General features: G+C 36.3%; 22 protein-coding genes, 1 tRNA gene and 2 pseudogenes. 22 read left to right on the top strand and 3 right to left on the bottom strand.

Going from position 1 to position 25762, the window contains the following annotated elements; translation table 11 throughout:
* Window positions 1-137 precede the first annotated feature (137 nt).
* From GUU89_RS01055 to GUU89_RS01040, 5 genes are all read left to right on the top strand, one after another.
* The gene (locus GUU89_RS01055) at window positions 138-1319 is read left to right on the top strand and encodes a hypothetical protein (protein ID WP_162126203.1); all 1182 of its coding nucleotides are present in this window, start codon (window positions 138-140) and stop codon (window positions 1317-1319) included.
* A gap of 66 nt (window positions 1320-1385) precedes the next feature.
* Window positions 1386-1628, top strand: coding sequence for a sigma factor (locus tag GUU89_RS14890; RefSeq protein WP_235921919.1), 243 nt, complete (start codon window positions 1386-1388; stop codon window positions 1626-1628).
* An 11-nt stretch (window positions 1629-1639) separates the two neighbouring features.
* Window positions 1640-1909: an RNA polymerase sigma factor gene (locus GUU89_RS14885; protein ID WP_235921917.1), complete on the top strand. Its 270-nt coding sequence runs from the start codon at window positions 1640-1642 to the stop codon at window positions 1907-1909.
* An 11-nt stretch (window positions 1910-1920) separates the two neighbouring features.
* A complete protein-coding gene (locus GUU89_RS01045; protein ID WP_162126202.1) occupies window positions 1921-2823 on the top strand; it encodes a FecR family protein in 903 nt (300 codons plus the stop codon).
* On the top strand, window positions 2820-5120 hold the full coding sequence (locus GUU89_RS01040; protein WP_162126201.1) for a TonB-dependent receptor plug domain-containing protein: 2301 nt from the start codon (window positions 2820-2822) through the stop codon (window positions 5118-5120). Before GUU89_RS01045 ends, GUU89_RS01040 begins: the two co-directional genes overlap by 4 nt.
* A 6-nt stretch (window positions 5121-5126) precedes the next feature.
* On the opposite strand, the gene GUU89_RS01035 is transcribed toward GUU89_RS01040, so the two are convergent.
* Entirely contained in the window at window positions 5127-5897 is a 771-nt protein-coding gene (locus GUU89_RS01035) for a hypothetical protein (RefSeq protein ID WP_162126200.1), read from the bottom strand.
* Between the two features lie 105 nt (window positions 5898-6002).
* Window positions 6003-7057, bottom strand: a pseudogene (locus tag GUU89_RS01030) (bifunctional methionine sulfoxide reductase B/A protein).
* Window positions 7058-7265: 208 nt separating this feature from the next.
* Here GUU89_RS01030 and idi point away from each other — a divergent pair.
* The 17 genes and pseudogenes from idi (at window position 7266) to GUU89_RS00940 (ending at window position 21946) form a co-directional block, all read left to right on the top strand.
* The gene (idi, locus tag GUU89_RS01020; protein WP_162126198.1) at window positions 7266-7793 is read left to right on the top strand and encodes an isopentenyl-diphosphate Delta-isomerase; all 528 of its coding nucleotides are present in this window, start codon (window positions 7266-7268) and stop codon (window positions 7791-7793) included.
* A 2-nt stretch (window positions 7794-7795) separates the two neighbouring features.
* Window positions 7796-8203 (top strand): 6-pyruvoyl trahydropterin synthase family protein, encoded by a 408-nt coding sequence (locus GUU89_RS01015; protein ID WP_162126197.1) that lies wholly within the window; start codon window positions 7796-7798, stop codon window positions 8201-8203.
* Between the two features lie 2 nt (window positions 8204-8205).
* Window positions 8206-8657, top strand: a pseudogene (locus GUU89_RS01010) (peroxiredoxin).
* Window positions 8658-8677: 20 nt separating this feature from the next.
* A complete protein-coding gene (locus tag GUU89_RS01005) occupies window positions 8678-9640 on the top strand; it encodes a type I phosphomannose isomerase catalytic subunit (RefSeq protein ID WP_162128598.1) in 963 nt (320 codons plus the stop codon).
* An 88-nt stretch (window positions 9641-9728) separates the two neighbouring features.
* Complete coding sequence (locus GUU89_RS01000; RefSeq protein ID WP_162126196.1) at window positions 9729-9995, top strand: hypothetical protein; 267 nt, start codon at window positions 9729-9731, stop codon at window positions 9993-9995.
* A 77-nt stretch (window positions 9996-10072) separates the two neighbouring features.
* A tRNA-Thr gene (locus GUU89_RS00995) sits at window positions 10073-10146 on the top strand.
* Between the two features lie 208 nt (window positions 10147-10354).
* A complete protein-coding gene (gene aqpZ, locus GUU89_RS00990) occupies window positions 10355-11062 on the top strand; it encodes an aquaporin Z (protein ID WP_162126195.1) in 708 nt (235 codons plus the stop codon).
* Between the two features lie 72 nt (window positions 11063-11134).
* Window positions 11135-11737, top strand: a complete 603-nt coding sequence (locus GUU89_RS00985) for an alpha-ketoglutarate-dependent dioxygenase AlkB family protein (protein ID WP_162126194.1) — start codon at window positions 11135-11137, stop codon at window positions 11735-11737.
* A gap of 112 nt (window positions 11738-11849) precedes the next feature.
* A complete protein-coding gene (locus GUU89_RS00980; protein WP_162126193.1) occupies window positions 11850-13820 on the top strand; it encodes a tetratricopeptide repeat-containing sensor histidine kinase in 1971 nt (656 codons plus the stop codon).
* 8 nt (window positions 13821-13828) lie between these two features.
* Window positions 13829-14584: a LytR/AlgR family response regulator transcription factor gene (locus tag GUU89_RS00975; RefSeq protein WP_162126192.1), complete on the top strand. Its 756-nt coding sequence runs from the start codon at window positions 13829-13831 to the stop codon at window positions 14582-14584.
* Window positions 14585-14738: 154 nt separating this feature from the next.
* Window positions 14739-15863: a hypothetical protein gene (locus GUU89_RS00970; protein ID WP_162126191.1), complete on the top strand. Its 1125-nt coding sequence runs from the start codon at window positions 14739-14741 to the stop codon at window positions 15861-15863.
* Between the two features lie 222 nt (window positions 15864-16085).
* Window positions 16086-17264: a hypothetical protein gene (locus tag GUU89_RS00965; RefSeq protein WP_162126190.1), complete on the top strand. Its 1179-nt coding sequence runs from the start codon at window positions 16086-16088 to the stop codon at window positions 17262-17264.
* Between the two features lie 17 nt (window positions 17265-17281).
* On the top strand, window positions 17282-17818 hold the full coding sequence (locus GUU89_RS00960) for a T9SS type A sorting domain-containing protein (protein WP_162126189.1): 537 nt from the start codon (window positions 17282-17284) through the stop codon (window positions 17816-17818).
* 107 nt (window positions 17819-17925) lie between these two features.
* Window positions 17926-18750 (top strand): sterol desaturase family protein, encoded by an 825-nt coding sequence (locus tag GUU89_RS00955; RefSeq protein ID WP_162126188.1) that lies wholly within the window; start codon window positions 17926-17928, stop codon window positions 18748-18750.
* Window positions 18751-18856: 106 nt separating this feature from the next.
* Window positions 18857-19132, top strand: a complete 276-nt coding sequence (locus tag GUU89_RS00950; RefSeq protein WP_162126187.1) for a TIGR03643 family protein — start codon at window positions 18857-18859, stop codon at window positions 19130-19132.
* A gap of 127 nt (window positions 19133-19259) precedes the next feature.
* The gene (locus GUU89_RS00945) at window positions 19260-21119 is read left to right on the top strand and encodes a M61 family metallopeptidase (protein WP_162126186.1); all 1860 of its coding nucleotides are present in this window, start codon (window positions 19260-19262) and stop codon (window positions 21117-21119) included.
* A 245-nt stretch (window positions 21120-21364) separates the two neighbouring features.
* Window positions 21365-21946, top strand: coding sequence for a DUF4369 domain-containing protein (locus GUU89_RS00940; protein ID WP_317163838.1), 582 nt, complete (start codon window positions 21365-21367; stop codon window positions 21944-21946).
* 5 nt (window positions 21947-21951) lie between these two features.
* Here GUU89_RS00940 and GUU89_RS00935 read toward each other — a convergent pair whose 3' ends face one another.
* Window positions 21952-25578 (bottom strand): T9SS type B sorting domain-containing protein, encoded by a 3627-nt coding sequence (locus GUU89_RS00935; RefSeq protein WP_162126185.1) that lies wholly within the window; start codon window positions 25576-25578, stop codon window positions 21952-21954.
* Between the last annotated feature and the right edge of the window lie 184 nt (window positions 25579-25762).

The following is a 25762-nucleotide window of genomic DNA, read 5'->3' as shown; positions in this document are numbered from 1 at the left end:
CGTTTTTATCACTGTAAAAATATACATTTAGCTGACATATTCATTACTAGGATTTTGACAAAATAAATTTTATTTAAAAAAAGTAGGGTGATGTTATTTTCTGTTGTCTAATCTTAAAACACTAAATAATAAATAAGATGAAAAAAATTAAACTTTTAGTATTGTTGCTAACGATTACAATTGGAGGTCTCTATTCGTGTACCGACAGCAATCCGGTAGAAAATGAAGTGGTGACTTCAAAAAGTATAGCCTTAAGAACCACTCTTAATGAACTTAAGAAAACAAACAACCTTAACGGGAAATTGAACAAAGATCAAACCCTGTGTTTCCAATTTGTTTATCCAATAAGCCTTTCGTACAATGACGGTACGGTAGTAACGGTTAACTCGTATCAAGGTTTACTTGATGTATTGACTAATGAATCAAGCAACTTATACATTGACGGTATTGCATTCCCGTTCCAAGTACAGGAAGATACAGCAGCAGTTACGACAATTAGCAACGAGGCTGAATTTTATGCGCTTATTCAAGGTTGCACTTTTGAAACCGTAAACGATTGTGTATTTGATTTCACTTGCTATGATATTGTATATCCTATTGAGGTTATCAATGCCAATGGTGCTACAGAAACGATCGAAACTCAAACAGAGTTGATGCAATTAGTTTCAGATCCTAATGGAAATAATACCTATCAATTGAACATTGTATTCCCAATTTCGGTCATTCAAAACAATCAAACCATGGTAATCAATGATTTGTATGAGTTTTTTGATTTGAATAATGATTGCGAAGGCAGTGCTTGTATTTGTACTGCTGATTATGCTCCTGTTTGTGTGCAAACTGCAAACGGAATTGTACAATTTTCTAACGCTTGTCATGCCGAATGTGCCGGATACACGGCTAATGATTTTGTAGATTGTAACAGTACTAGCCCATGTAATTGTCCAACCGATATCAATCCGGTTTGCGTACAAACTCCAAACGGAATTGTTCAGTTTGATAATGCTTGTCTGGCTCAATGTGAAGGATTTACAGCCAATGATTTTGTGAACTGTAATCCAACACCAACAAATACCTTCGGACAATTGTTAGGTACTTGTTTTAATGTAGTTTATCCTGTTGAAGTTCAAAACGGAGGCTCCCTAATAACCATTAATAATGATGGAGAATTATTGCAATATTGGTGGCCAAATCAAGCGTATTTCCCGGCGTTAAATTACCCGGTTACCATTACGGTAGCTACTCCGGTCGGAAATACAACTATTGTTATAGCTAATGAAGCAGCTTTTGAATCAGTGATAGCCAGTCATTGTAATTAAAAAATTGGAAAATAAATTGTTGCCAACACAATCTCAGGAATGGGGTTGTGTTTGGTACTTTAAACCATGAGTGAAAGTAACCCAAATGCCAAGCTTTGTTCCGATGCGGTTTTCCGGTCGGTTTTTGACACTAATTTTAAAGTGTTGCGGAATTTTTTGGTTTATAAATTCAGAGGCGATATAGAAACCGCTGAAGATGTAGCGCAAAATGCCTTTGTCAAACTTTGGGAAAATTGTAGTCTTTTAAAACCCGAACAAGCCAAAAGTTTTTATACACCACAGCCATCAGACTTTCGCTTAATAACATAAAACACAATCAAGTGGTTACTAATTTTGAACTTCAGTTTAAATCCACCGGAGCGCACAAAGAATCACCTGAATTTTTATTAGAAGAAACCGAATTAAAAATTCGATTAGAAAAAGCTATAAATGATTTGCCCGAAAAACAACGAACCGTATTTTTGATGAATCGTTTTGACAATCAGTCCTATACCGAAATTGCCGCGGTGTTAGATTTATCCGTAAAAGCAGTAGAAAAAAGAATGCATCTTGCTTTGCTGTCTTTGAGAAAAGTAGTTAAGAATGTTTGAAAATGTATAGTATGAAAGAGACTAATGACACTTATTTATCCGATTGGCTAGCCCATAAAATCACTGATGAACAATTGAAACAATTGGTTACTGAAGACGATTTTATAGCTTTTCAAAAAATAAAAAATACGTTAAAGGGCCAGCAAATTGAGCATCCTGATTTGGACAAGAATTTCAATGCCATTAAACAAAAAATGGCATCCCGAAAAACAAAACCAACCAAAGTCATTTCAATTTGGAAATACTCGGCGATAGCGGCCTGCTTGATTTTGTGTTTTGGAGTGTATCATTTTTTTATTGATTCAAATACCGTTCTTACTGATATCGGTGCCAATAAAGTACTAGTGTTAAGTGATAATTCGAAAGTAGTGCTGAATTCAAAATCTAAACTGTGCTATACCAATTATTTCAACTATAAAAGAACCTTGCAACTAGAAGGAGAAGCTTTTTTTGAAGTACAAAAAGGGAGTTCCTTTACCGTCCAAACGCCATTAGGTAATGTAAGGGTTTTAGGAACCAAGTTCAATGTGATTTCGTTCCGAGATTTCTTTGAGGTGGTTTGTTATGAAGGTAAAGTTGAAGTAACTAAAAACGGTAAAGCAACCGTGTTAACGCACGGCGAAAGCATTCGTTTTTATGATAATACGGTCGAAAATTGGGCAGACCTAACAGCTAAAAAACCATCATGGCTTATGGGCGAATCGTCTTTTAGAAATGTACCCATGCAGTATGTTATTGACCAATTTAGAAACCAGTACCATATCACAGTTTCCTACCCTGTGTCGATTGAAGATGTAAAATTCACAGGAACTTTTACCCATAATAATCTCGATGTGGCGTTGCGTACCATTTGTATTCCGCTGCATCTAAAATATACTAAAACCGGCTCAGGAAAAATACTGATTTCAGAATGAAAAAAATAATGCTGTTTTTCTTTCTGTTGCTCTGGATTTCGTTTTCTCATGCGCAGCAAAAGGAGAAATATTTGTTTACCTATACCAATACTAAAATAACAAAAGTGCTTTCCGATATTGAGAAAGCATTTGACGTTAAATACTCCTATGCCGATTCGATAGTAGGTTCACAAAAAATCACATTGCCCAAAAAGCAGTATTTTTTAACTGAAATCAATGCTGAAATTGAAAACCAATCTTCTCTGCAGGTAGTAAAAATCAACGACCGATTTTATTCTGTTGCCAAAGCGGAAACCAAAGAGACTATCGATAAAATCTATGCTCTGAAGGAAGTGATAGTGGAAGAGTTTTTGGCCAAAGGCATTAAGAAAACAGATCAAAATTATATCCTCTATCCTCAAAAAATAGCAACGCTTCCCGGTGTGACGGATGCGGACATTTTGCTGTCATTTCAACAATTACCGGGGGTAAAAAGCCCTAATGAAACCGCTGCCGGCTTGCATATTCGGGGTGGCACTTCTGATCAGAATTTAATTTTGTTAGATGGAATTAGGCTGTATCATCCCGGACATTTATTCGGAATGATTTCGAGTATTAATCCTAATGTGGAGCAAACCGTAAACTATTATAACAAAGCTGTAAATCCAAAATTTGGCGAAAGAGTCTCAAGCATTATCGATATAAAATCAACGGATAAAATTGCTGATAAAACCAAAGTCAATGCCGGAATTAATGCGCTCAATGCCGATGCTTATTTTCAAACACCACTGTATAAAGACATAATCGGGTTACAAGTTTCGGGCAGAAAATCGTATACGGAATGGCTACAGTTGCCAACGTTCAATCAATTAGAAAACAAAGTTTTTCAGCATACCAATTTCAATAATTTTGATAATGACAACCAATTTCAGTTTTACGATTTTTCGACAAAGCTGAATTTCAAGCCCAATGACAAAACGGCCATTTCTGTAACGGGTTTGGTCATTAATAATGATTTGGATTATAAAAGCGTTGTCAAAACGGACAGCCTCAGCAATCAAAAAATGAACATTAAAAACTATGGTTTCGGATTGAATTGGAGCCAAAAATACAGTTCAAAATTCACTCAACAACTGCAACTTTTTTATTCGGTTTATAATTTTGAATATGAAAAAAGACAGGAGTATCAAACCAATAAATTTGAAGCTTTTAAGAAATTAAACCGTGTGGTTGACTCGGGGATAACATCTGATTTCGGATACAACATTGCTGAAAAATCCAATATTGAATTTGGGTATCAATTTTTAGGAAACGACATTTCACACTTGCTGAACAGCTATAATCAGGACGTTGCCATCGATTTAAATTTGAAACACCGTTACAATGTAACTCAAGTTGGTTATGTTTTCTTTAGGCAGGATATTGGTCGATGGAGTTTCCAACCAGGATTGCGTTACAATTATTACAGCAAAATAAAAGCGAATAGTTTTGAACCGAGGATTTTAGTGCAAAATAAATTATCAGAAACTTTGATTTGTCAGGTTTCCTATGAAAGAAGAAGCCAAATTTTGAGTCAGGTTCGTGAAAATGCAGCTAACGATTTGAGCTTGGAAAACTATGTTTGGATACTGTCTGACAACGAAAAATACCCCGTTCAAAAAGCGAATCAGTTTACGGCAGGAATTATTTATAAAAGTAACGGTTGGCTTTTGGATGTAGACAGTTATTATAAAAATATCACCGGAATCACATCGTTTACGTTAGGTTTTTTAAGCCAAAATGACGCTTCCATACACCACGGCAAAGGATTTACCAAAGGCGTTGATGTTTTGTTGCAAAAAAGTATGCCAACTTGGCGAGCCTGGGCAACTTATACCTATCAGGATTCGCAAAATAAGTTTGAAGATTTAAATGAAGGCGATTATTTTCAGGCAAATTCGAGTATCAAACACAGTTTTAATGTAGCTGTTAATAAAAAATGGAACAACTATATGCTGGCATTGGGCTGGTTTTGGCATTCCGGGAAACCCTATAGTAACATTGATGACAGCGGACAAATTACTTCTTATAATTCGGAAACATTACCTAATTATCACCGTTTAGATGTTTCGGGCAGTTATGAGTTTAAAAACAAACGCGGGCATACTTATAAAATTGGAATTTCGGTTTATAACCTTTACAATCGCAATGAAATCATAAGCAAAGAGTTTGAGCGAAAGTATTCCAACCTCTCTGATTTCGCCAATCCGAGATATTCGATGCAGAATTATTACTCGTTACAAATTACACCGAATGTGTTTTTAAGAGTCAATTTATAAGGTTTGTTAATTACACTTGCTTTCATATTCGGCAATGTATTTTTCCATGAAATTAAAATTGTAATGATGAATGTTTTCCATTTTACTTTGTTCTTCATTACTTAGATTTTTAAATTCTTTTTGCAGAAGTTTGGCTTCTTGTTTGTTTTCTTTTTTTCGTTGGCTCATCCCTTCAAAACTATCGTCGTTAAGATCGTTTACAATTTCCGGGCAGTCTTTGAACAACTCTCGTAAAGGGTTTAGCATCCTGCTTTTAATATAAAAAAGCACTTCGCCCATTTCCATGTTGTAATAGTTGATGGCATAATTTTCTTTGGCATTTTGATAATAAAACCGAGTGCCTTTGTATCGAAATATACCGCCGCTGCTATCATAGTCAGTTTCTGTATATTTAATACCGTAAATATTTATTTTTCCTTTTTTGATTAATGGTAAAAAAACTTTTCGACCCTCTTCTAGTACTTCTCCTTTAATGCTTATTTCTTTAAGGTAAATCACTTTATATGTGGTTGTTTTCTCTTTGTCCAGCAGCGTAACTTCGTCTATATAATCAATAGGAATATCTTTAAATTCTTCGTTTTCAGTAGTTTTGAATTTTAGGTTTTTGTCATCCAAATTTAATTCATGTTCTAGTGATGGAATCAATTCAAGATTGATGAGTTTGTCTTCCAAAAAAGATTTGACAAACCCTTTTTCAGTATGACCGTCTTTGAACAAGATAGTTCCCGGATAAACTTTGGCCAAAGCATTTAAACTCGATACCAATATCAGGAGCATAACGATTTTTTCATAACACTATTTTTTTCAAATCTAAGCTATAGAAAAATACTAACAAAATAAAAAACCGCTTAGTTGAATAAGCGGTTTTTCGGAATCAATACATTATTTCTTTTTCAATCGGTCTTTAAAAACTTTCTCAAATTTTTCCAATTTAGGTTGAATTACCAATTGGCAATACGGTTGGTCTTTGTTGTTTTCATAATAATTTTGATGGTACTCTTTGGCTTTATAAAAAGCTTTAAATGGCTCTAAAGTAGTAACGATTTTGTTATTGAAGACTTCTTTATTCAATTCGGCTATGATGCTTTGTGCCGCTTTCTTTTGTTCTTCGTTTTTGTAAAAAATAACAGAGCGGTATTGCGTTCCGGCATCGGCACCCTGACGGTTTAGCGTTGTGGGGTCGTGAACCGTGAAAAACACTTGAAATATTTCATCCAAATTGGTTTTAGTTTTGTCGTAAGTGATTTGCACTACTTCGGCCGCTCCCGTTGTACCGGTACAAACTTCTTCGTAACTCGGGTTCTCCACAGTGCCGCCGGCAAATCCGGAAACTACTTTTTCAACTCCTTGTAAATTTTCGTAAACGGCCTCCACACACCAGTAACAACCACCACCAAGCGTTATCGTTTCCAAATTTCCTTTGTTCTGAACCGTTCCATCAGGAACAAAATCTAAAGAAATTGCATTCATGCAGTACCGTTTTCCTGTGGGCTCCGGACCATCATCAAACAAATGACCCAAGTGACTGTTGCATCGCCCACAAAGAGCTTCAATGCGACGCATACCATATGAATTATCATCTTTGAAGGTAATACTGCTTTTGTTGTCTTGCTCAAAAAAACTTGGCCAACCACAACTGCTCACAAATTTTTGATCGGATTTAAAAAGTTTCAAACCACAAGCCGCGCAGTAGTAAGTGCCTTTGGTCTCTGATTTCCACATCGTTCCGGTAAAGGCTCTTTCGGTATCGGCATGACGAGCTACCGCATATAAATCAGGGATAATACTTTTTTCCATTCGGCATCAGACAGCTCTAATTTTTTAGTGTCTGTATTAGAGTAATAAGGATTTTCAGGTTTCGAAATTACGTTTTCCATAGCCATTGATTTTTCAGTTGTGTTTTGTTTAGTATTGTTTTGTCCGCAGGCATTCAGCATGAACATCGGTAACAAAAGTAAAAAGTTAAAAATGGATTTTCGCATAGTTGTTGGTTTTAAATCTAGCACAAATTTACACCACATATACGTGGCAAAATGTCAAGTAGATTACAAATTGATGCTATTTAAGGAAAGTTTAACGGTTGTTCGCTTGGCATAATTATAGCCGCTGTTTTTTTTTCGTATTTTTGAGCGATTAATAAAAATTATGACAGAAGAAAAAGTAATCTTGGTTAACGAACAAGATGAACCTATCGGGTTGATGAATAAATTGGAGGCCCACGAAAAGGCAGTGCTGCATCGTGCTTTTTCGGTTTTCGTGTTGAACCGAAATAATGAAATCATGCTCCAACAACGAGCACATCACAAGTACCATTCTCCTTTGCTATGGACCAATACTTGTTGCAGTCATCAGCGCAATGGAGAAACCAATATTCAAGCCGGAACGCGCCGATTGTTTGAAGAAATGGGGTTCAAAACCGAGCTTAAAGAATTATTCCATTTTATTTATAAAGCACCTTTTGACAACGGTTTGACGGAGCATGAACTGGATCACGTAATGATTGGCTATTACAATGAAGAGCCATCAATAAACACAGATGAAGTAGAAAGCTGGAAATGGATGAAAATAGAAGAGGTCAAAACGGATATGCTTCAAAATCCCGAGATTTACACCGTTTGGTTTAAAATCATTTTCGACGAGTTCTATCACTATCTTGAAGACCATAAACTATAACTATGAGAGTAACTGTTTCAAGAAAAGCCCACTTTAACGCGGCTCACCGATTGTACCGCAAAGACTGGTCGATGGAAAAAAACGATGCTGTTTTCGGCAAGTGCAATAATCCTAATTATCACGGACACAATTACGAATTAATCGTTTCGGTTACCGGTGAAATTGATATAGAAACCGGTTATGTGATTGATGTCAAAATTCTCTCCGATTTAATCAAAGAGCATGTTGAAAACGCTTTCGATCATAAAAACCTAAACCTTGATGTTCCTGACTTTGCCGATTTAAATCCAACAGCGGAAAATATTGTCGTGGTCATTTGGCAAAAATTGCGAAAACACATTGAGGCCGATAAAGAGCTTGAGGTGGTTTTATACGAAACCCCAAGAAACTTTGTAACCTTTAAAGGATAACCATGAGCCTGAAAGTAGGGGATACTATTCCGAATTTTTCAGCCATTGACAACCATGGAGACCTTTTTGAAAGTCATTCCGTTATTGGTAAAAAACCGGTTGTGCTTTATTTTTATCCAAAAGATGACACTAGGGTTTGTACCCAACAAGCTTGTTCTTTTCGCGACCAATACGAAGATTTTAAAGCTTTGGGAGCCGAAGTAATTGGGATTAGCAGCGACAGTTTGCAATCGCATATTTCTTTTGTTACGAAACACCAACTTCCGTTTATTTTGCTTTCCGACTTTGATAAAAAATCAGAAAAGTATTTGGTGTTCCTAATGATTATTTTGGGTTGATTCCCGGTCGTGCCACTTATGTTGCCGATGCAAACGGTGTAATTCAATTTGTTTTTGACAGTACTTCCGGCAAAATTCACATCGAAAAAGCACTCGAAATTCTGAAAACAATGTAAGTTTGCTTAAAATGAATTCCATGAAAGCTTATCCGTTACAATTTGAACCAATTTTGAAAGAGAGAATCTGGGGCGGTACCAAACTGAAATCATACCTGAATAAACCCATTGTATCTGAAATCACCGGCGAAAGTTGGGAAATATCAACCGTGGCTTACGATGTGAGTATAGTAGCCAATGGCGCTTTCAAAGGAAAATCATTAAACGATTTAATTGCTGCCTATCCGACAGAAATTTTGGGTACTGAAGTTTATTCCCGGTTTGGCAAACAGTTTCCGTTACTCTTCAAATACCTCGATGCCCGCGAAGATTTATCCATACAATTGCATCCGAATGATGAATTGGCAAAAAAGCGACACAATTCTTTTGGTAAAACTGAAATGTGGTATGTGATGCAAGCCGATGCTGAGGCAAGATTGATTGTTGGATTCAAAGAAAAATCATCTCCTGACGAATTTTTAGAAAAGGTAAATTCCAAAACCTTATTGGATATTTTAGACACCAAAAAAGTACAGCAGGGCGATGTTTTTTTTCTTGACACTGGAACGATTCATGCCATTGGCGCCGGGATAGTCATTGCCGAAATCCAACAAACGTCTGATGTTACTTATCGAATTTATGATTTTGACCGAGTAGATGCTCAAGGGAATCAACGCGAATTGCATTTAGATTTAGCCTTGGAAGCCATCAATTATGAAACGGTTGAGGCTCAGAAATACTATTCCAAAAATGAAAACGCAGCAAACGAAATAGTCCATTGTCAATACTTTACGACTAATGTAATTCCGTTAAACGGTAAAATCCAGGTTACTAAAAATCAAGAATCCTTCACAGTGTATATGTGTGTGGATGGTAATTTTCAACTTCTTTCAAACGAGGAGACCTTTTCCTATCAAAAAGGCGATACGGTTTTGATTCCGGCTTCTTTAACTGATTTTCAAATAACTGGCAGTGCTTCCATTCTAGAAATTTATATTTCGTAGTTTGTATTCTAAAGATTTAGTGTAATTTTGCGCCACCCGAGGCTGAGAGGCCGAGCGGAATGAAATTAAATTTAAAATTTACAAGAAAATGGGAAGTATTAAGAATTTGAAAAAAGACATCAACTTTGTATTGGGTGATATTATTGAAGCAGTTTATATTTATGAAATGACTTCTTCAGGAAAGCCATCTGACAAAACAAACGCTATCATTGATGAAGCGATTGCGTCTTTTGATGCTTTAATTACTAAAGTAAATGCGAAAAATGTTGAAAACAAAAAAGCGCATTTCAAACAAATCAATACCGAATTAGAACAAACTGCAAATCAATTGGTTGACAAAATCAACGCTTTGTAGTCAAAAAAAACAATAAAAAAGTGTAAAATATTTTGGAGAATTCATTTTCACTATTATATTTGCACTCACATTGAGACGCCAGCGTAGCTCAGTTGGCTAGAGCAGCTGATTTGTAATCAGCAGGTCGTGGGTTCGAGTCCCTCCGCCGGCTCAATACGAAAACCATCACTGAAAAGTGGTGGTTTTTTGTTTTTGTTAATAATGGAAGCAGTTTGCTGGCAGTGCTGCTGGTTTTTTCTGAATTCAGAATAGGTAACTGACTGTTAATAAGTTTGTTTCTCTTAAAAATACCCCCTTTCAAATTTCCCTAACTTTAGTATACTAACCATCATGACTTTACATGATTAAAAACTAAACGTATGAGAAAACTATTCGCAGAATTTTTTGGCACTTACTGGCTGGTCTTCGGCGGCTGTGGTAGTGCTTTGTTTGCAGCCGGAATTCCTAACTTAGGAATCGGATTTGCCGGAGTGGCTTTAGCTTTTGGATTAACGGTTTTAACGATGGCCTACGCTGTGGGTCACATCTCTGGCGGACATTTTAATCCGGCGGTTTCTTTTGGGCTATGGGCTAGCGGAAGATTTTCGGCTAAGGATTTAGTACCTTATGTTATTGCACAATGTTTGGGAGGTATTGCAGCTGCCGGCACTTTACTTTTTATTCTTTCCGGAAAGGAAGGTTTTGCCATTGATAATACTAAAGCCGGTGCTTTTGCTACTAATGGGTATGGCGCTTTTTCGCCAGATGGTTATTCGATGTCTGCTGCTTTTGCGGCTGAGTTTGTGTTGACACTGTTCTTTTTATTAATCATCATTGGAGCAACAGATAAATGGGCTAACGGAAAATTTGCCGGTGTGGCCATTGGTTTGGGATTGACTCTAATTCATTTGGTGAGTATTCCAATTACGAATACTTCGGTAAATCCAGCCCGTTCTACTTCACAAGCATTGTTTACGCAAGGCGAACCGTTATCGCAATTATGGTTGTTTTGGGTAGCACCTATCGCCGGAGCTATTGTTGCCGGATTTATTTATAAGTTATTGTTAGATAAAAAAGACGACTTGTAGTCCAATAATAATCCAATTTATTTGAAGAGAAAAGAGTGAAATCATTCATTTTTTTCTCTTTATTTTTGTGCGATGAACTCCCTTTTTCCAAAAGAAAAAATTGTCTTTTCGCTCCCGGATGCCGAGATAGAATACTATCCAGGTTTCTTTGATTATGAGAGGGCCAATGAACTTTTTACAAAACTAAAAACTGAAATTCCGTGGCAACAGGATTTGATAACGGTTTTTGGTAAAACCCATCCACAACCCCGATTAACGGCACTTTTTGGCAACGAAGGCAAGCCCTATGGTTATTCCAATATTGTTATGCAACCGCATGCGTGGAATCCGTTACTAATGTTTATCAAAAATGAAATTGAAGAGGTTTGTCCTGAAAATTTCACCACCGTTTTACTCAATCAGTACCGCGATGGTAAAGACAGCAATGGTTGGCATGCTGACAACGAAAAGGAATTGGGCCGAAATCCGGTAATCGCTTCGGTGAGTTTTGGTGCCGAACGGTCTTTCCATTTGCAACACAATTCGATGAAAGATCAAAAATTAAAAATCACACTTGAGCATGGCAGTTTGCTTATTATGAAAGGAGCAACCCAGCATTTCTGGAAACACCAAATTCCGAAAACAGCTAAAGATATTGGCCCTCGTATCAATCTTACATTCAGAATTATAAAATAGTTTAGGATGCAAAAAAAGTAAATTCAAGTTAAGTTTGGAATTTTCGTTTTCAAAAATGTTATTTTTTATTTCCTTATTTTAGCCTCCGTTATACTATTATCAAAATCCTACTATGTTTAAAATTTCCCGAATTGCTTCCTTATTAATTTTCTTTTTTATTTTCTCATCTTCCTACGCACAAACCTATGCTGATTCTCTCAAAGCGGCCTATAAAACATGTAACGATAAAGAGAAGTATACTGTAATCACCCACCTTTTTCACTTAATTTCTCCCCATGAAAAGGACTATGATTATTACGTAGAGCAGACCAAAATACTTTCGGACAGAAACCTGGCAAAGCCTAACCTTACGTCAAAGCAAAAACAATTTTGGCTCTTGGCCAGAGGTGATTATTATCTTAATAAAGCCATAGTGCTTGAAAGTGATAATCCTTCGACTGCACTTGAGATGGTAAACAAATCAATTCCAATATTTACACAAATAAAAAACAACAGAAAACTGGCAGATGCCTTGATGGGAGCCGGGACCCTATTAAGAAATTTAGGAAGGACTCCCGAAGCATTAGAGTTTTATTATAAAGGATTGAAAATTTACGAAAAAGATAATGATAAAAGTGGTGTTGCCTATGCACAAACCATTATGGCCAACGTTTATAACGATCAACAAAAATATGAGGTGAGTCTTGGCTTGTATAAAAAAGCGCTGGCGTATTATTCAACGGTTAAGGAGCCTACTATGGATGATAGCATTGCATTAGCGGCACTGTATCAAAATATAGGACATTATTACCTTTTGAAAGGAAAGGATGATATCGCTTTATCCTATTTCAATAATGGACTTGCCGAAGCAAAAAAAATAAATTATACACCGGTAATGAGTCCGCTACTGGAAAAAATAGCAAGGATTCATTTCAAGCGAAAACAATATGATTTGGCCAATCAAGAAATCCAAGAAGTACTGAAATTAGACCAACCCGAGATATGGAAAGCCAACCTTTATATCACTATTGGAGAATTTTGCATTGAGCAAAAAAAGTTTAAAGAAGCAGAAGAATTCCTGAAAAAAGCAAATGCTATTGGGAAGGAACATCAAGATTTGGACACACAGATGTACGCCATGGACTTCTTAAACCGACTGTATACCAAAACAAAGCAGTTTGAAAAAGCCTTGAAGAGCTTGAACAATTATTATTTAATGAGTGACTCGATCAGTAATGATGAATCTCGCAATTCCCTTAAGGAGCAACAGCTGAAGTATAATTTTGAAAAAAAGGAACTTAAAGGCAAGATAGCACAGGAAAAGAAAATTTCAGCTCTAAAGCTAGATGCAGAAAAGAAAACCGCTGCCAAAAACAATTTGTTGATTGGGCTTTCAGGAATACTTTTACTGGTATTGCTCGGAGGTTATTTTTATTATCGAAACAACAAACAAAGACAAGCCATCAATGCTTTGGAGAAAAACCAGATAAAGCAAAAGCTGTTGATTACGCAAATGAACCCTCATTTTATCTTCAACTCTATAGAAAATATTCAGGCTTTGATTTATGACAAGAAGGAGGAGGAAGCGGCTGATTATCTAACCAAATTTTCGATACTGACCCGACAAATACTCGAAAATTCCAATGAGAATTACATTTTACTTTCTGAAGAAGTTGAAATGATTAAGAACTACCTTTTCATCCAACAGCTTTTATACAACAACAAATTCGACTTTACCATTACCGTTGAAGATACGATTGACCCTGAGACTATATTTTTACCGCCGATGCTGACGCAGCCTTTCATAGAAAATGCTATAAAACACGGCTTGAGTAATACAACCGAAAACGGCTTGGTGGCTATTCATTTTTTCTTGAAAGAAGCCAAATTGTTTTTTGAAGTTTCTGATAATGGTAAAGGATTTGATACTACTGCAAAGACAACTAATCACAAATCATTGGCCATGACCATTACCAAAGAACGTCTGATTAACTATACCAAAAATCAGGATTTTGTGGTTCAAACCGCTAATATATTGGATAAAGACACCAATGTTGTTGGAGCCAAAGTTGTTTTTGAAATACCTTATATTTACGAAAACTAAGCATTACTATGTTACGAGCGATTGTCATTGACGATATTGAAAATATCAGAAAAAGAAATATTACCATTATCAAGGCAAACTGCCCCAATATTGCTATTATTGGACAGGCAGATTCGGTAGAATCGGGAGTAAAAATTATAAAGCAATTGACTCCGGATATTGTTTTTCTTGACGTGGAAATGCCAGATGGAACGGGCTTTGAGTTACTCCAAAACCTGACTCCTTTTACTTTCAAAGTGATTTTTATTACAGGATATGAAGATTTTGCCATTAAGGCTTTCCGATTTTCGGCCATTGATTATTTATTAAAACCGTTAAACGCAAATCATCTGGTGGAAGCCGTTAAAAAAGCGGAAGAATCCCTGAGTAAAGAAGTGTTTGACATGAAATTGAATAATTTATTTGCCAATCTGGAAAGACCCAAAAATCTTCAAAAATTGGTTCTTAAAACGGCAGACAAAATTTACTCGGTCAATATTCAGGACGTGGTCAATTGTGAGTCGGATAAAAATTATACTACCTTCAATTTTATTAATGCGCCCAAGTTAATTGTGTCTACTAACCTTAAAGAGTATGAAGCGCTACTAACGCCCTACAATTTTTTCAGGCCGCATCAATCCCATTTAATCAATATGGCATATTTTGATCATTTTATTAAAACGGATGGAGGCAATACCATAGTCATGAAAAACAAAACGACTATTCCGCTTTCTGTCCGCAAAAAAGAAGATTTTCTGATTCTGCTGGAAAACCTTCAGGCATAAGATTACTCAAAAACGAATATCCTTTAGATTTCTACGAATATATTCCAAAAGGAACCGCATATACATTGGCTAAAATTCGCATTTTTCTTTGGTTTATCATTGCATTGTTATTTCACAAAAACGTTAAAAACAAAAACAATTAAAATCAAAACAAATGAAAAAAAAGCTACTGATTATCGGGTTGTTATTCTTCTCTTTAACCAACTCCAATGCTCAATTATTGGGTAAACTTAAAAAAGCGGCAAGTGATGTTAATAGCGCCAGCAACACAGTCAAAACAGGGGAAGAAGTACTAAAAAACACTAAAAAGAAAGCAGGCGGTGGTGCTTCGAGTGGATTAAAATTAGATTGGAATACCTTCAAGCAAACTCCTGCTGTAACTTTCAGCTCTTTGCTATACGGAACCAATATTGGTATAGGAGGTTTGACTCACTTAGAAAGCTATACGGCCACTTTTATCCCAAACAAAACGATAAACGGAACGACGGTAGATCCGATTTATGACCAAGAAAACTATTTGAAAATCAAGGTGTATAAAGACGGTCAATACCTTACTTATTTTGAATATTCAGGAAATCAAGTCTTTGATGATGGTAAGAAAACAAAGTATAACAACCCAACCAGCAGATATAAGCGTGACGGAGAATGGGTAGGGGATACGGATATCGATGCTAAAAAGAATGGAACGGGCATGTACCGTTTGGATTTTTATGCCGGAGATAAAATGTTTTATTCTTTTGATTTCGAAATTTACAAGCTGACTAACAATGATTCGTATGCCGAAACCAGCGAAATGTATTTAACACGTGGGCCATGGAATAATTATGCTTATTTAAATCATGCCGAATCCGGAAACCTAATCTTTGGATTTTATTTGAATCATGAAGAGTTCATGCCTAATCCGTCAAACGCCAGAAAAACGATTAAATCGGTTAAATGGAGTTTAAAAATGTATAAAGACAATAAACCTTTTGCCCAACATTATGGCAATACGCCTAATGATGCTCAGGTGGAAAGAGCGGAGTGGAGAGAGTTTTCGTGTGCTATGAAAAGTACGGATAAAGCTAATGGGAATGAGATTAAATTTGGTAGCCTAACGGATGGTGCTTATAAAATAGAAGTGACTTTAGACAGTGAGAAGAAACCGAGAATTTACAATTTTACTGTAAAAGACAAGAAAATTGTACTAATTCCGGAACAAGACAGAACTAAAAACACTGACCCAACCCGTTTGATTGAAGGATGGAACGACTATGTTTGGTTGAAACTGGAAAAGTAAAAAAATGAAATAGCCTGCGGGATTTCAATTGTCCTGTCAGGCTATATTATACTGTTACTAATTGGGTAAACATGGCGGGTATTCCTCTGAGTTTCTTCTAAAAAATCAGTCTGCATGCTATTATGAATTTCAGTCTAAATTTAACAGTTAAAAATTATTTGAAACAAAAAAAAAGCTGTTGCTTTGCGCTCTCAAAATAAACTTCAATCTAATAATTTAAAAATGAAAAAACAATTACTTCTTATGGCATTGGCAGGTTTTATTACCTCCATGGCATATGCAGCTGACTTGCATGTTAGGAATTTAGGTGCGGGTGGTGCTTATCCTACTGTAAGTGCAGCCATTACGGCGGCAGCGAATGGGGACCGAATTATTATTCAACCCAAAACTGACGGGTCTGCTTTTGTAGAAAACCTTACCATCAACAAATCGCTGACTTTTGTCTCCGAAAACATTTATAATAAGTATTTTATTAAAGGTACCATTAATATTACGCCATCAGCAGGCAGAGTGGTTACGTTTAATAACCTAAGCTCAGGAAATTTTACGATTTATAATGTTGTTGTTGGTACTGCAACTACAGGAGGAAGAACTACGGTAAACCTATACAACTGCTATTTGAATAATGTGGATACTGCACAGGCCAACACTACAACAAATATGTCAGGATGTACCGTTAGCGGGTTTGTATACTTCTCACATGGAAGAATTACCGGTAACAGAACGCAATCCATCACGGCATACAATACTAGTGCGGATAGTGTTTTTGCAACAGATGATATTGAAATTATAGGAAATTCAGCCGATTTTTCAATTACCAATCAGCAATCGAGTTATAATTTTAAGATGTACAATAATTTTACATCGGGTCTTTATACATATGCCATTAAAAATGGCAGTACTAATGAAATGATAAACAATACCGTTTATCAACCCAATGGTGGCGATGTAGCTCCCATTTATATCAGCGTAAATGAAGGAAATACTGGAACCCTGGCTATCATGAACAATGCGGTCTCGTTTGTGGTTGCTCAAACCCCTTCTTGCATCCAAAGTAATGGTTTTGTCAATGTAACGGCATCTTATAATGTCTTTACTAATACGTATGTTTCAGAAGGCGTGACTACACAAAACAATAATACCGGTAACGTAAACATGAATTTCGATAATACATACTATACCATAACCGGTATGAATGTAAATGCAGGAAATCCTGCGCTCATCTATACTGATTTAGACTTAACCCGAAATGACGCAGGTCATTATGGAGGTTCTAATTCTTGGGAAAACTACTGGCCGGCTGACGGCGGTGGTATGCCACAAGTGAACTACTTAGTTACGCCAAGAGCTATTTTAAGCACCAGTACCTTGAGCATCAACGGTTCAGGTTATTCTAAATAATTTTAAATAAACTAAAGATGAAGAAATTTATATATAGTATAGCGGCATTTTTAATGATAGTCGCCGCTTCAGCACAATCCTCAGTAGTACAGGCCGAATATTTTTGGGATACCGATCCGGGATATGGACTGGCTACTCCCATTTCAGCAACAGATGGTAACTTTAACAGTGCTTTTGAACAGTTAACCAAAACAGGAATCGCATTACCTGCAGTAGGATTACATGTTTTAAATATCCGTATAAAAGACAATACCGGTGTTTGGGGACCGGTTTTCAGAAATGTAATCAGTGTACAAACCAGTTTAGGAAACGCTGATTTTGATTTGAAAAACTTAGTGGTTTATCCTAATCCGGTAAAAAATATATTGAATGTTTCTTTTGATAAATCTATTTCAGCCGTATCCATTTACACGATAGTAGGGCAAGAAGTGAAAACAGAAATTTTGAATGCCACCGAAGGCAACATTGATATGTCAAATTTAAGCTCAGGAACTTACATTGTAAAAGTTACGACCGACAATCAGGTTAAAACCTTAAAAGTGATTAAAGAGTAATAGCATTTTTTTAAATTATATAAAGCCCCAAATTCCCTGTGAGTTTGGGGTTTTATTTTTGATAAAAGGCAAACCGTTATTTTGTTATATTTGATAAAAACAAAATCATGAATGAAATAATCCATTATTTTTCATCGATTCCATCTTCGCACAGAGCACTCATTTTGGCAGGAGGCATAACCTTTTTCTGGTTGATTGAAACCGCAGTACCTTTTTTTAAATTCGGCTACAACAAGTGGAAACACGCGGGAATCAATATCTTTTTTACCATTACCACCATGCTTGTCAATTTTTGTTTGGCACTGATTTTATTAAATACAGCTACTTGGACCACCGACCACCATTTCGGAATCCTGAATTGGTTGCCTACTTTCAATCCGTGGTTTATGATGCTAGTTGGATTGTTGCTGTTAGATTTAATTGGCGCCTATCTTGTTCATTTAATTGAACACAAAGTTCGGTTCCTCTGGCGCTTTCATTTGATTCACCACACCGATACTTATATCGACACCACATCAGCCAACCGCCACCATCCCGGAGAAAGTGTGTTGCGATTTATTTTTACTACGCTCGGTATTTTAATTGTCGGAAGCCCCATGTGGATGGTTTTTTTGTATCAAACACTATCCGTTGTGGCTACGCAGTTTAATCATGCCAACATAGTTTTGCCCAAAGAAGCAGACCGTTTTTTAAGCTATTTCATTGTTTCTCCTGATATGCATAAAGTACATCATCATTATGTTTTGCCTTATACGGACAGCAATTACGGGAATATCTTTTCGGTTTGGGATAGGTTGTTCGGCACTTTTAAAACGTTGGATAGAGATAAACTAATTTACGGAGTGGATACACACATGAAGCCTGAAGAAAACAGTCGTTTATGGAATTTATTGTCAATTCCGTTCCAAAAATACCGCTCGCCCAATTCTTAAGATTAAAAAAAGAGAGGGTCGTTTGTGAACTAATTATTTTTTTATTAATATTGAATTACCAATCAATCAGTTAAAAACTATTTAAAAAAATAATGCTTTTACAGCAATGAAAAAAAGTAAGTTAGCAGAATTAGACAACGAACAGTTAGAACGCGTTGTCAGTATGGCGCAAGAGGAACGAAAACCTTTTGAAGTAATAAAAGAAGAATTTGGACTGACAGAAAATGAAGTAACCGAATTTATGCGCAAACGGTTATCCAAAGATAATTTTGAGCTTTGGAAAAAGAAAGCCACCGGCAGTAAACCAAAACCAAAACCCATCATTGACGATTTTGATGATGACTTGGATAGTAAATATTACATCAAAAATAAATTTGATTAACTACGAACTCTTGCTCTGCAAGAGTTTTTTATTTTCGCCATTTTAGTTAATCAATTCCAAAATGTTAAATTCGATTGTAACTATTAGTTACATTTGCTGACATATTTTGAAAATAAATTTTTTAGAAATGAAAAAATTAATCCTAAGTGCTCTTATTGTTTTATCAGTTTTCAACTTTAAGGCAACAGCACAAAAAAAGGCTCCGGCTGAAGCAGTAAAAGTTGTCATCGATTTAAGTCAGGTAAAAGATGATAAACTTATGGTGACCCTAACTCCACCCAAATTAATGACCAACGATATTGTTTTTCATATTCCCAAAACAGTTCCCGGAACCTATTCCTACGATAATTACGGAAAACTAGTAGATGATTTGAAGGCGTTTGATAAAACCGGAAAAGAATTAACTACCACAAAAACAGACGACAATTCCTGGAAAATCACGAATGCTAAAACGTTAGCTAAAATAACTTATTGGGTAAACGATACCTATGATTCGGAAAAAGGAAGTGGGTTTGGTAAAGAAGATATCTTCTCACCGGCAGGAAGTAATATAGAAGACGGTAAAAACTTTATGCTAAACAACCATTGTTTTATTGGTTATTTTGACGATAAAAAAGAGATTACGTATGATGTAACGATTAAACATCCGGCGTCACTTTTCGGAGCCACTTCAATGGTAGATACCAACAAAAGTGATACAGTAGACCACTTCATAGCGGCCCGTTATTTTGATTTAGTTGACAATCCTATCATGTATGCCAAACCTGATTATGAAACGTTTACGGTTGACGGCATGGAAATTCTTTTCAGTGTATATTCGCCTAACGGTACCCATACAGCCAAATCATTATTGCCTTATTTAGAAAAAACGATGCGTGCCCAAAAAGCCTTTTTAGGTTCCATCAATACCAATAAAAGATATACAGTGCTGTTATACCTATCGGACATGCAGAAGTCAGATGCCAAAGGGTTTGGAGCTTTAGAACACCATACGTCCACAACAGTTTGTTTCCCTGAATTAATGCAGGCTGACGGTCTTGGTGAACAAATAAAAGATGTAGTGTCTCATGAGTTTTTTCACACTGTAACCCCCCTAAGCATCCATTCTAAAGAAATTCAGTATTTTGATTACAACGATCCTAAGATGTCAAAACATTTATGGATGTACGAAGGAGTAACCGAATATTTTGCCAATTTATTTCAAGTAAACCAAGGATTAATTGATGCCGATGAATTTTACCAAAGAATGGTAGGCAAAATCAAAAATGCCTCCGAAATGAATGATACCATGCCCTTCACTGAAATGAGCGCTAATGTTTTGGTACAACCCTATAAAGACCAATACTTGAATGTGTACGAAAAAGGAGCATTAATAGGTATGTGCATTGATATTATCATCCGTGAAAAAAGTAATGGTGAAAGAGGGATTTTAGACTTAATGAAAAAATTATCTAAAGAATACGGCCCAAGCAAACCATTTAATGATGAGGAACTTTTTGCCAAAATAACGGCTCTGACTTATCCCGAAGTAGGCGAGTTTTTAAATACATATGTGGCTGGTAAAACACCAATTCCGTATGATGTTTACTTTGCCAAAATGGGTGTCAATAAAACAAAAATCATGGTTCCGATGAATCCGTTTTTAAAAGATCCGTCAACGCCTTATATCACCATCAATCCCGATACCAAGGAAATTGTGGTAATTCCGGGTTCGGGACTCAATGAGTTTATGAATACTTTAGGTTTAAAAGGTGGGGATATCATTGTAGCAATCAATGACAAGCCATACAATCTAGACACCATTTATGATATGATAATGGAAAGTCAAAATTGGGAAATTGATGATCCTATCAGTGTCAAAATAAAAAGAGACGGTAAAGAGCAAACCATCAATGGTAAAGTAAAATTAGCGATGCAGGAAGAAGAAGGATACAACATGAGCGATACGGCTAAAGCAAAACTAAATGTGGCTTGGTTAAAAGGATAATCTGCAAAACAACTAATTTAAATCCTCAATCGGTTCAGCTGATTGAGGATTTTTTTTAGTAATATTGCCACCCGAGACCTTTAAGTAAAATGAAACTCTGTAAAATTTAAAACCATGTACAAATCTGTTATTGCTTGCTTTTCCCTACTTCTTTTAATTTCTTGTGCTGAAAAAAATCAGATAAAAATTTTGTTTTAAACGGAAATATCAAAGGATTAAAAAACGGCACTTTATACATTCAAAGAATGAAAGACACGGTTTTGGTTGCAATTGATACCATCAAAATTAATGGTGATTCTCATTTTACCAGCGAATTCGATTTGCAGTCGCCCGAAATGTTATACTTGTTTTTAGATAGAGGAGTAACCAATTCCTTAGACAATAATATTGCTTTTTTTGCCGAAAAAGGAAAGATGAATATCGAAACTTCACTTGATTTCTTTACCGCTGATGTCAAAATTACCGGGTCTAAAAATCAGGAACTATATGATGAATACAAAAAAGTGGTCTCAAGATACGTTGATCAAGATTTGGATTTGATTGAAAAAAAATTCCAAGCCTTCAAAGACAAAAAGACTGAGGAAGTCGTTAAGATTGATGAGGAACAAAAAAACATTCAAAAAAGAAAATACCTGTACACAACTAATTTCGCAGTAAATCATGGTGATTATGAAGTGGCTCCCTATGTGACTTTAGCCGAGATTTACGACATCAACCTAAAATATTTAGACACCATCCAAAAACGAATGTCACCAAAAGTTGCCAAGTCAATGTATGGTAAAAAACTAAACGATTTTATTGCCGAAAGAAAAAAAGAAGGGAAATAATCCCATTATCGCTTCATGGCAAAGTGTCCCTTGTGAATTTTTCCATCGCTTCGGGTAACATAAAACCAATAATCATCCGATGGCATTAAGTGCCCGTTATACGTACCGTCCCAGGCTTCATCACTGTCCATTATTATGAGCAACTTCCCGTAGCGGTCAAATATTTTTATGTCAATTTCCGGTTCAAATTGTGAAAAACGTATCCTCCAATTGTCGTTGACACCATCATTGTTTGGGGTGAAGAATTTTGGATAATTCAATAGCAAAGCTTCATCATCAACCACACCACAACCATACTTATCTCTTACAAATACTTTATAAATGCCGGGTTTTAAATGCTCAAATTTATTCGAATCTTGATAATGACCACCGTCTATTGAATATTCATATATCCCCAAACCGGTAACCGTTATAATGATGCTGTTGTCCACTTCGGTCCAGTCAAATTCTTCTATTTTTGTGATTGTTGCCGGGTTCGATAAAAATACAGTGATGTCTTTTTTTGAACTACAAACCAAACCGGCGGGGTGATTCTCGGTAACAGTAACCGAATAGTTGCCGTCATGAATAACGGATACCGCATGTACCGTTTGACCGGAAGACCAATGGTAACTGTCAAAACCAACTCCGGCATCAATAATAGCAAATTTAAACTCACACAATGGATAGCGGTCTTCCATATAAATTCTTGGCGAATCAATAAAAGTAAATTGTAATACAGCCACCGCCGAACAACTGTCGGTCGAAGTGATTCGAACAAAAACCTTGTTATTACTGTTACTCAAATTACAGGCAGTAAAATTGGTAATTAACCCCGAAGAATTCCCGGTTTGAGCCGCGGTTAAACTAGTGTAGTAACTGTAATTGTATGAGGTTGAGTTGGCAATAAGATTAGCATTGTAAAGCGTTAAATCTACATTTTCCGAACCGTCATTCAAACTGTCACACAAAGTGGTCGCATAATCAGTAACAGAAGGAATTGGTAAAAATTTAGTGTTTACATACACACTGGCCGAATACGATTTGCAGGCAGCTCCTTTTCTTACCATTATACTGAAAGATGCAGGACCGTTTAAATTGGTCAGCACAGGATTGGTACTCCATGTAGTTCCACCGTCAAAACTATAAAAATCACCCGGTGTAAGTATAGTAATGGTGGCATAAGTACCGCAACCGGCATCGTCTAAGGCATACTGCGGATAACTATTTTCTAAATTGTTTAAATAAACATAAACATTTGGCGATGTACACCCTTGGCTGTCTTTTATTTTAATAATATAACTGCCACTGCTTAAATTACTCAATGTATTTGAAGTTTGCCAGGTAGTCCCTCCATCAAAACTGTATTCAGCAGCCGGTGTTGTAATGATAATACTGCCGGGATTACCACAAAAGGGATTGTCTTTAATATACAGTGGTGGATCTAAAAATTCACTGCTCAAAGTAACACTGTTAAAATTAGAAATACAGCCTGCCGCATCTTTCGTTCGAATTAAATAAATCCCAGAGGGTAATCCTGTAGCCGTATTATCAGTAGTCCAAGTAACGCCATCATCAAAACTGTAAAAAGCGGCTGGAGACGTTATGGTTATACTACCTAATCCTCCGCAAAACGTAGGGTCAACAGCCGAAAAATTAGGAAACGAAGATAAAAAGGCAATAATGTTTACACTCGAACTATACGAAATACAACCGGCAGCCGTTTTCACTTTGACCAAATAGGTACCATACGGTAGATTGCTCATCGTTGAGTTGGTAACCCAAGTAGTACCCCCATCATAACTATATTCCGATGCAGGTGAAGTAACCTGAATAGAGCCCGTACTGGTAGAACAAGTAGGTTGGGTAAGCACTATAGAAGGTAAAGGCGCCACATTATTACTCAAAATAGTAACAGTTCCATTAGCTACACAACCATTGTTATCGGTTACAGTAACCGAATAGGTTCCCGTAGCGGTAACTGTAACACTCTGCGAAGTTCCTAAACTGTTGGCCCACAAATAACTTGTCCCGGCGGTTGCCGTCAAAACAGTACTGCCACTGCAAACATTCAAGATCCCGCTTATAGAAGCCGTTGGATTTCGAACAATCAGCTTAATGGCAATTATTTTATAACAAGTCGGACTTAAGGTTGCGCGGACAAAAATGGTGGTCGTCGGACTTTCGTAATTAGCAAAAGTGGCAATGGCATTTGTATCATTGGTAGCATTAGCCAATGTAGTGTAATAACTAAAAACCAATCCCGGTTGCGGAGTAGTAATGATACTTTCCACGCTGCTAAGGTTAAAAAATTCCTTCCCGTCATGATTAGTGTCACAAGCAGTAAGACTGGTAGATTGTAAATCAAGATTACAGCTGACACAATTTAAAAACCAAATGTCCCAACCCGGATTGGCATCATCATCCGTAGCCGAGGCAAAGCTGGTTCCAAGACAATCGGTCTGTACAATACCAAAATTGATAGTAGCACTCACATTATAACTCCCGGTAAGAACATTGGGTAAATTAGCCGCAGTCAAATCAAAACAAAATCGTTTAGTCGTCAAATTAAGTGATGCCGGAGTTTGTGTTGTATAAACAACAGCATTAGTAGCATCATAAACTTTTAAATCAATAGTGGTAATCGTAGCCGTAATTCCCCCCGAGTTAGGCAAGCTAAAACTACCGCAAACAGAAATCGGTAGGGTAGGACAAATTTTGTACAACGGGTCTAATTCAATACTTCCTTGTAAACTTTCATTCGAATGCAACAAACAAATATCATCAATATAAGCATACCCAAAATGACCGTTTAAACCACAACGGGCAGCCATAAATTCAACCGTAAATTCCTGATTGTTAGGTATGCTCGAAATATCTAAAAGGCCTGATTGCCAATTAGGCGTATAAAGAATGATGCTCCCGGCCTCCAAAGTAGGGGCTTGTGTAAAAATACAGTCGGCCGGGTTTCCAATCAAACAAAATTCACTAACCACAGCACCTGCATTATTAATAATTCGAGCCTTAAAATAAGGTTGTTCATTGTCATGATCGTTTTCAGTAATACTCTGTAAAACGGCTTTATAATTAAATTTAAAAATGGTTTCATTGTCAGTTTTATAACGCTTCGTCTGAATCAATCCCATCGTAGGAGAAGAATCTTTGTAATTAATTTTCAGCGTATATTGATCAAATGCATTAATGTTACCAATATATTCGTCAATAAAATTCGAAGGTACTGTGGAGGCCATTAATCCATAATCCGAAGGATTGTACTGTTTAATTCTCAAATTGGCATATTCCGAAACCGATTTACACTGCATCGGATTTAAAGGTTCTCCGGTAGTGTATTCATAATTTTTTAAAACCGTATTGGCTGAAACGGTTTCAAATTCTTCAAAACTCCCATTAGTACACATAGGAACCGCTGGTAAGGCCATAGTCGACTTAGCACTGTTTTTTCTAAGCAACTCCAATTGCTTTTGTTGGTTCTCAAAAAAGACTTTTCGCTGAATAGAATCGGTTATCAAATGACCATTTCGGTCTTCGATTTTTTTGGTGTTATCATAAACAAGTGTTGGTTTTTGCGACTTACTTTGTCCAAAAACAGTGATAAATGACAACAAACAAAACACATAAATAATTGATTTCACTAGGCTTACATTTCAAGAGGGATAACAAATATAAGAAAGTTCTTGTATTGGCAAAGTACACATTAAAAAAATGTAAGTCTTTTTTTTAAAGCCAATTACAATAAAGTTAATAACTCAGTAATTCTAACTTTTTTATCAAGACATTTTTTAATTTGAATCAGTATTAATTTTAAATAAATACTTC

This window comes from Flavobacterium phycosphaerae (assembly GCF_010119235.1).
GTDB classification, from domain to species: domain Bacteria; phylum Bacteroidota; class Bacteroidia; order Flavobacteriales; family Flavobacteriaceae; genus Flavobacterium; species Flavobacterium phycosphaerae.
This window is presented reverse-complemented; position numbering and strand designations above follow the sequence as displayed.